This is a genomic window from Sphingomonas sp. (assembly GCF_031380695.1).
In the GTDB taxonomy this organism is placed as follows: domain Bacteria; phylum Pseudomonadota; class Alphaproteobacteria; order Sphingomonadales; family Sphingomonadaceae; genus Sphingomicrobium.
Genome location: NZ_JANMWY010000303.1, coordinates 1 through 6,678, shown reverse-complemented (window position 1 = coordinate 6,678; position 6,678 = coordinate 1). Strand labels below are relative to the sequence as shown.

7 protein-coding genes and 1 pseudogene are annotated in these 6,678 nt (G+C 63.6%); 5 read left to right on the top strand and 3 right to left on the bottom strand.

Going from position 1 to position 6,678, the window contains the following annotated elements; all coding sequences use genetic code 11:
• Together RMN84_RS10970 and RMN84_RS10965 are read left to right on the top strand one after the other, a co-directional pair.
• A pseudogene (locus tag RMN84_RS10970) lies at window positions 1-241 on the top strand (hypothetical protein); the annotation flags it as partial.
• 249 nt (window positions 242-490) lie between these two features.
• Window positions 491-1,258 carry an EAL domain-containing protein gene (locus tag RMN84_RS10965; RefSeq protein ID WP_309612210.1) on the top strand — a complete coding sequence of 256 codons (768 nt, stop codon included), beginning with the start codon at window positions 491-493 and terminating at the stop codon, window positions 1,256-1,258.
• Between the two features lie 210 nt (window positions 1,259-1,468).
• Here the strand turns inward: RMN84_RS10965 and RMN84_RS10960 are convergent, their stop codons facing one another.
• A complete protein-coding gene (locus tag RMN84_RS10960; protein WP_309612209.1) occupies window positions 1,469-1,882 on the bottom strand; it encodes a helix-turn-helix domain-containing protein in 414 nt (137 codons plus the stop codon).
• Window positions 1,883-1,968: 86 nt separating this feature from the next.
• On the opposite strand from RMN84_RS10960, the gene RMN84_RS10955 reads away from it, so the two are divergent.
• The 3 genes from RMN84_RS10955 to RMN84_RS10945 are packed head-to-tail and all read left to right on the top strand — an operon-like array spanning window position 1,969 to window position 3,944.
• Window positions 1,969-2,352, top strand: a complete 384-nt coding sequence (locus RMN84_RS10955) for a mercuric transporter MerT family protein (protein WP_309612208.1) — start codon at window positions 1,969-1,971, stop codon at window positions 2,350-2,352.
• Complete coding sequence (locus RMN84_RS10950) at window positions 2,345-2,569, top strand: GDCCVxC domain-containing (seleno)protein (RefSeq protein ID WP_309612207.1); 225 nt, start codon at window positions 2,345-2,347, stop codon at window positions 2,567-2,569. The genes RMN84_RS10955 and RMN84_RS10950 overlap by 8 nt, the downstream gene beginning before the upstream one ends.
• 22 nt (window positions 2,570-2,591) lie before the next feature.
• Window positions 2,592-3,944 (top strand): NAD(P)/FAD-dependent oxidoreductase, encoded by a 1,353-nt coding sequence (locus RMN84_RS10945; RefSeq protein WP_309612206.1) that lies wholly within the window; start codon window positions 2,592-2,594, stop codon window positions 3,942-3,944.
• A 49-nt stretch (window positions 3,945-3,993) separates the two neighbouring features.
• Here the strand turns inward: RMN84_RS10945 and RMN84_RS10940 are convergent, their stop codons facing one another.
• Window positions 3,994-5,277 (bottom strand): glycoside hydrolase family 130 protein, encoded by a 1,284-nt coding sequence (locus RMN84_RS10940; RefSeq protein ID WP_309612205.1) that lies wholly within the window; start codon window positions 5,275-5,277, stop codon window positions 3,994-3,996.
• Between the two features lie 45 nt (window positions 5,278-5,322).
• Window positions 5,323-6,678: glycosyltransferase (locus RMN84_RS10935; RefSeq protein WP_309612204.1), on the bottom strand; the 1,356-nt coding region annotated here is incomplete at its 5' end.

Here is a 6,678-nt window from a genome sequence, read left to right as displayed (position 1 = left end):
GATCAGCACTTTGCCGCGGTGGGATGATTGCCCCTACCTTATCGCCAACCCGGCGACCCAGAAGCCGTACCGCTCATTCTTGACCAGTTGGGATACCGCAAGAATAAAAGCGGATCTGGCCGACGTCGAGATTGACGATCTACGCTTCTGCGATGTTGAAAACGCCAAACATCCTCCTGTTCCTGTTAGTGCAATGAAGAATATCATCGATAACTTCACTCGCCCGCGAGAAACTAACTGAGCCCTTATTCGCTGCCGAAGCGTGGACCATGTCTTCTCCCCGCAGTCTCGGCCGGTAGCTGCGATCATTCGGCTCGCGGCGGAATACCCGGCCGTGAGGAAGGAAAGCCATTTGCACACTAGGCGCAAAACCTGATCATCCCCGACGCTTCACGCCGGTCGGCGCACAGCGAAAGCACCCGCACGCTTCGCTATTTTACAGGCCATTAGTATTTTGCCGCTAGCGTCGAGGGACCGAGAAGGAACGAGCATGCAGCGCGGGTGTCAGGGTTGTCGGTCGCAGGACCATGATTTCGACATTGCGATGGCGTTTCAACCAATCGTCGATATTCAAACAGGACGCACCTTCGCGTTCGAGGCTTTGGTTCGCGGCAGCAACGGCGAAGGCGCGGATGAAGTGCTTTCCCGGGTTACGCCCGAGAACCGGTACGCCTTCGATCAAAGGTGCCGGGTAGCGGCAATCGAAGGGGCGGTTGCGGCGGGCATTCTCGCGACGGACGCCCGGCTCTCCATCAACTTCCTTCCCAACGCCGTTTACTCGCCTGCTGCCTGCATCCAGCTGACGCTCAAGACCGCGCGCGCAACCAGTTTTCCCATCGAGCGGTTGATCTTCGAGTTCACCGAGAATGAGGAAATGACCGACACCGATCACGTCAAGAACATTGTCGAGTCCTACCGGAAAATGGGTTTCGCGACCGCTATCGACGACTTCGGCGCGGGACACGCCGGGCTCGGGCTGCTCGCCAAGTTTCAGACCGACTACATCAAGCTCGACATGGAACTGGTACGCGGAATTGAGACCAGCCTGCCGCGCCGGATGATTGTCGAGGGGGTGATCCGGATAGCGGATTCGCTCGGCATCACGATCATTGCCGAGGGCATTGAAACCAAGGCGGAACATGACGCGCTGCGAGCGATCGGGGTGCGCTATATCCAGGGCTATCTCTTCGCGCGCCCGGGGTTCAAATGCCTGCCGGAAATCCTCCTGCCGGACGAGCGCTACGCGGCGGTTGCCTGAACCGGACTGCTCGATTCTGCTCCTCCCGTTGCGTTTAGTGCCGCGAGAAGTTTCTGCGCAGGCGCGCAAGTCGCGCGTCGGTCCGGCTCGCTGCGAAACGCACCCCTGCTGTAGCGGTGCCTGCGCTCGCTTTCGGAGTAGCGTACTTCATTGGTGACGGCCGCAATTTCAATCTGAACGGCGAAAATTGGTGGAACGCGGAGGCCGACGCTATTTGACCGTCAGGGTGCCAGCCAACGCGTCGATGAGCGGGCATCCTGCGTCGGTTCCCGCATCGCAGGCTTTCACGGTTGTTGCTAGCACGCGCTCCATGCGACGGAGATCGGCGAGGCGGGACTGCACGTTTCTCAGGTGGACGGCGGCGAGGTCGCGCGCTTCGGCGCAACGCTCGTGCCCGCCTGACGAGAGGTCGAGCAAGGTGCGCACCTCCTTGATTGAGAAGCCCAGCTCGCGCGACCGCCGAACGAAGCCAAGTCTCGCGACATCTGTCACACTATAGGAACGGTATCGGCCTTGCCGAAGCGCCACGGGCAGCAAGCCGATCCGCTCATAATAGCGAATGGTCTCGATATTCGCTCCGGTGCGCTGGGCCAACTGGCCGATGGTAAAGGACGGCGGAGGCATCGGCTTAGCTTTCTGCGAAAAAACTACTTGAGTCTGTAGCGGCTACAGACGGTAAGACGTCAGTCGAGCAATCTCAAGGAGACATGATGCCCGAATTTTCACAAGGCGATACTAGTCCGCCGGCACCGCCGCCCAAGACATCCAGTGCGGCGCTCCTGACGCTCGGCGGCCTCACTGCGGCGTTCGGCGTCGCTGCCTGCTGCGCACTCCCGCTCCTGATGATCAGCCTGGGCGTCGGTACCGCGTGGTTGGGAGTGGTCGCGTCTTTCGCCGAGCCAAATCGTGACCTACTTCTGGTGTTTGCTGCGCTGGCTCTCGCCGGAGGGGCTGTCTTCCTCTGGCGGCAACAACGCCACGCGGCGACATGCGGCCCAGATGGGGTTTGCACGCGACCGGCAGTGCGGATGCTCACGCTCGTCGGCCTGCTTATCGGCGTGGTGCTACTGATCGCGGGCTATCTCTATGTCTGACGCAGCGGTGATCCTCCAATCGACCATAACCTGTCCGCAGTGCGGGCACTCGGCGACCGAAACCATGCCGACCGACGCCTGCCAGTTTTTCTACGACTGCACCGGTTGCGGCGCCATACTTCGTCCGAAGAAAGGCCATTGCTGCGTCTTCTGTTCCTATGGCAGCGTGCCGTGTCCACCGATACAAGCTGATGCCACGGGGGACTCTTGTTGTTGATCCGCACCGCATGGGGGTCAGTATGAGCAAGCCTTACGATCTGATCGTGATCGGCTCGGGCACCGCCGCTCAGGTTGCAATTGCTCGCGTTCACGCCAGAGGCTGGCGCATTGCCGTGATTGATCACCGCCCGTTCGGGGGAACCTGCGCGCTGCGCGGCTGCGACCCCAAAAAGATGTTGGTTAGTGGCGAGGAAGCAGTGGATGCCGCGCACCGCATGCACTCCCACGGCATTAGCGGTGCCTTGCGTATCGAATGGCCAGCACTGATGGCGTTTAAACAAAGCTTTACCGACCCGATACCGGCAAGACAGGCCAAGCATTATGCCGACCTTGGGGTGGACGCCTTTCAGGGGCTCGCCCGATTCACTGCCCCGGACAGGATTGCGGTCAACGAGTGCGTGCTTGTCGGTCGTAATATTCTCATTGCTACGGGCGCGAGCCCCGTTCCGCTGGGCATAGCCGGCGAGGACTTGGTTTCCACCAGCGACGATTTCCTGGAAGCGAAATCCTTGCCGCGCCGCATCGTGCTGATTGGAGGCGGTTACATCGCGGCCGAGTTTTCGCACCTCGCCGCAAGAGCCGGATCGCAAGTCACGATCCTGCAACGTGGTACACGCCTGTTGCCGCCGTTTGACGGCGATGTAGTTGGCTGGCTGATGCCGTCGTTCGATGCGCTCGGAATTACGGTCCACACCGGAGTGACGGCCGACAGCATCAAGCTTATCACAAACGGACTAACGGTAACCGCGACATCCCCGGGAGGCACGCAAATTGCCGTCACTGCGGAAATGGTCGTCCACGCCGCAGGCCGTGCGCCCGACCTCGCCGCCCTCGACCTTGCGGCAGGCGATGTTGCCGTCGATGAGGGTCGTCTCAAACTAACCCCTGGTCTGCAAAGCGTGTCGAATCCGCGCGTCTATGCGGCCGGCGACGCAGCCCGAAGCGGACCGCCGTTGACGCCAGTGTCGAGCCACGACGCGAGGGTCGTCACCGCAAATATGCTCGACGATGCGAATGCTCGCCCTGACTACAACGGCGTGCCGAGCGTCGCGTTTACGGTGCCGCCAATCGCTGCGGTCGGGCTCAGCGAAGCCGAGGCCCGTGCGAAAGAACGTCACTTCAAGATAAACGCTGCCTCTGTCCCCAATTGGTTTACGGCCCGGCGTCTCAACGAAGCGATCTATGGCTACAAAGTGCTGGTGGAAAAGGATTCCGACCTGATCCTCGGTGCGCATCTCGTCGGGCCGGGTGCGGACGAGGTAATAAATTTGTTCGCCTTGGCGATACGGAACGGACTAACGGCTAAAGCCCTCCGCAACACCATGTTTGCCTATCCGACAGCCGCATCCGACATTGGCTACATGCTCGATTGAATGGCCGGCTGAATGTTTGCAACTGGCTCTAGCCCGCCTTCGCCGCCCCCTACCCCATCCGCTCCAGCAAATCCTTGATCGGCACGAACGCGAACGCGACCGAGCTGTCGGCCACCCCGTAGGGCATGAACAGATGGTCCCCCTGCCGCATCGCGCCGCAGGTATAGACCACGTTGGGGACGTACCCCTCGCGGTCCTGGTCCTTGGCGGCCAGCACCGGCTGCCTGGTTCGCCCGAGCACCTTGCTCGGGTCGGCCTTGTCGAGCAGCACCGCGCCGATGGCATATTTGCGCATCGCCCCCACGCCATGCGTCAACAACAGCCAGCCCTCGTCGAGCTCGATCGGCGGCCCGCAATTACCGATCTGGACGAACTCCCACGGATAGACCGGGCGCAACAACAGCTCGCCATCCTCCCACCGGTCGATCTCGTCGGACGTCAGTAGAAAGAGGTTTTGGCCGTCCTGCCGCCCGATCATCATATAGCGCCCGCCGATCTTGCGCGGGAACAGCGCCATGCCCTTGTTGCGCGCCGCCGCGCCGCGCATCGGCACGAGGTCGATGGCGCGAAAGTCGGTCGTCCGCATCAGCTCCGACTGGATCTCGCGCCCCGAATAAGCGGTGTACGTCCCGATATACTCCTGCGCGCCGTCGTCGTGCGTGAAATGGGTGATGCGCAAGTCTTCCAGGCCGTTCTTCTGCGCCGGCGTGATCGGGAAGATGACCGTGCCCGACAGCGTGCTGTCGGGGTTGCGGAACACCCTGACTGCGCCGTCCTCGTAAACGCCATCGGTGTCGGGGGCGTCGGTCGCGGTCGCGAACGGCGGTTCGGGTGCCAGCTCAAGGTCGCTGCTGCCGCCGATCAGCCCCTCGCGAAAGGCGATCGAGCTGATATGCCCCTCGCCGACCGCGCGCAGCGACATCAGGATGCGGGTCGATCCCGGCTTCAGCCCCGACTGGTCGGGATGCGGTACGACGCTCGGGTTCATCAGCGCCGCCGCGGCATAGCTATATTCGTGGCAGAAATAGGCCCCGATCAGCTGGCGCTTCTCGTCGCCGATGTCGGGCAGGTCGAGCGCGAGCACATTCACGATCTGCTCGTAGCGGGTCATGAACACCCGCCGCGTCTGCCAGTGGCGCGCCTCGAAATCGACCAGCACCGATTTCAGCTGGCGCCGCGCCTCGGCCATGCTGATGTCGAGCACCGCCTGGACCAGCCGCTGGGCGCGCCCCGGCTCCGCGCCATTGCCCTGCCAGGCCAGGTGAAAGGGGCGAACCACCACTCGCGACGGATCGGCGCTCAGCCGGAGCGGGTGATTATAATTGTCTAGCATTCGCCCCCCGGCGTCTCTCACGGCCTGCGGATCAGCAGGCCTTCGTCACGTTGCGCCGCGCGCTCTTGTAGCGGCGCGCTCGCCGGTGAGAAGGGCCGAAATGGCGACATTTGCGAGTTGCAGCGCCAGGATCGATTCCGCTCCCTGGTTGCGGTTCAGCCCATGCGGCATCAGCCCGTCGTGGCAACCGCCGTCCTGCCGGCTGGCGAGCGGGACGCCGAGCAGATTGTCGCCCGTGAACCAGCCATAGGCCCAGGTCGCAATCTCGATCCAGCGCTCGTCGCCGGTCGCGTCATAGGCCGCGCGGCACGCGTCGATCGTGGCCTGTGCTTCCACCGGCTGCTGGTCGAACGGCAACGGCTTTTCGCGCCGACGGCCGAAACTGTCGGTCCCGACCGGCTGGAAACTGCCCGTGTTGCCGGTTTGCGCCTCGATCAGCCAGTCGAGCGCCTCAAGTCCGCTTGCGACCCACTCCGCCCGGCTCAGCGCCAGCCCGGCGCGGATCAATGCCTCGGGCAGGCGCGCATTGTCATACGCCAGAACCTCTTCGAACCAGGTCCAGCCTAGCCCCCGGCTCATGGCCAGCAGGTCGGCCAGCCGCGCGCCGCTGCTCGCCAGCATCTCCCGCGCCCGGCCGTGTGCGCCGCACGTCGCCAAGACTTCCGCCGCGCCCAGGGCCGCAAACGCCTGCGCGCGCGGCGAACCCAGCCCCTCGGCCAGGATCGCGCTATGATCGAACAGATGCATTGCCCAGTCGCGCAACGGCCGCGTCGGGCCTTGCGCCGCTGCGACGCCCAGCGCCCACAATGTCCGCCCGTTGCTGTCCTCGGACCCGACCTCCTCGCACCAGCTGCGGTCGAAGTTCATGAAGTTGCGGAACAGCCGCCGGTCGGGGTTCCAGCCATGCTGGATGAACGCCGCATAGACCGTCGCCATTCGCCCAAGATCGTCTCCCGCCGAACCCGCCGCCTTGCACACCAGGATGAGCGCCCGCGCATTGTCGTCGATACAATAGCCATGGGTCCGGTCGGGGACCGAGAACAGGCCGTGCTGGAACATACCGGTCGAATCGCTCATCGCCCGCACGGCCGCCAGGTCGGGTACCAAGACCGCGCGCGGCCCGCGCTTGGGCCGGATCGTTGGGGGCACCTCGATCAGCGCCGCCTCGATCAGCGCGACCGATCGCTCCATTGCCCGCGGCCACAGCATCTCGCGCCCGGCGGCATAGGCCCGCGCCGCCATCGACGTCCGCGCGTCGTCGTCGGCCAGCAGCTTGCCCACCGCCGCGGCCAGCGCGGCGGGATCACGCGGCGAGACCAGCACACCGGTGCCGTCACCCAGCAACTCGCGCGCATGGACATAAGGCGTCGACACCACCGGCTTGCCCAGCGCCACCGCATA

Bases quoted from the DNA above. Each gene is read 5' to 3' on its own strand.
- RMN84_RS10965 (WP_309612210.1), top strand. From the start codon at position 491: ATGCAGCGCGGGTGTCAGGGTTGTCGGTCGCAGGACCATGATTTCGAC.
- RMN84_RS10960 (WP_309612209.1), bottom strand. From the start codon at position 1,882: ATGCCTCCGCCGTCCTTTACCATCGGCCAGTTGGCCCAGCGCACCGGA.
- RMN84_RS10955 (WP_309612208.1), top strand. From the start codon at position 1,969: ATGCCCGAATTTTCACAAGGCGATACTAGTCCGCCGGCACCGCCGCCC.
- RMN84_RS10950 (WP_309612207.1), top strand. From the start codon at position 2,345: ATGTCTGACGCAGCGGTGATCCTCCAATCGACCATAACCTGTCCGCAG.
- RMN84_RS10945 (WP_309612206.1), top strand. From the start codon at position 2,592: ATGAGCAAGCCTTACGATCTGATCGTGATCGGCTCGGGCACCGCCGCT.
- RMN84_RS10940 (WP_309612205.1), bottom strand. From the start codon at position 5,277: ATGCTAGACAATTATAATCACCCGCTCCGGCTGAGCGCCGATCCGTCG.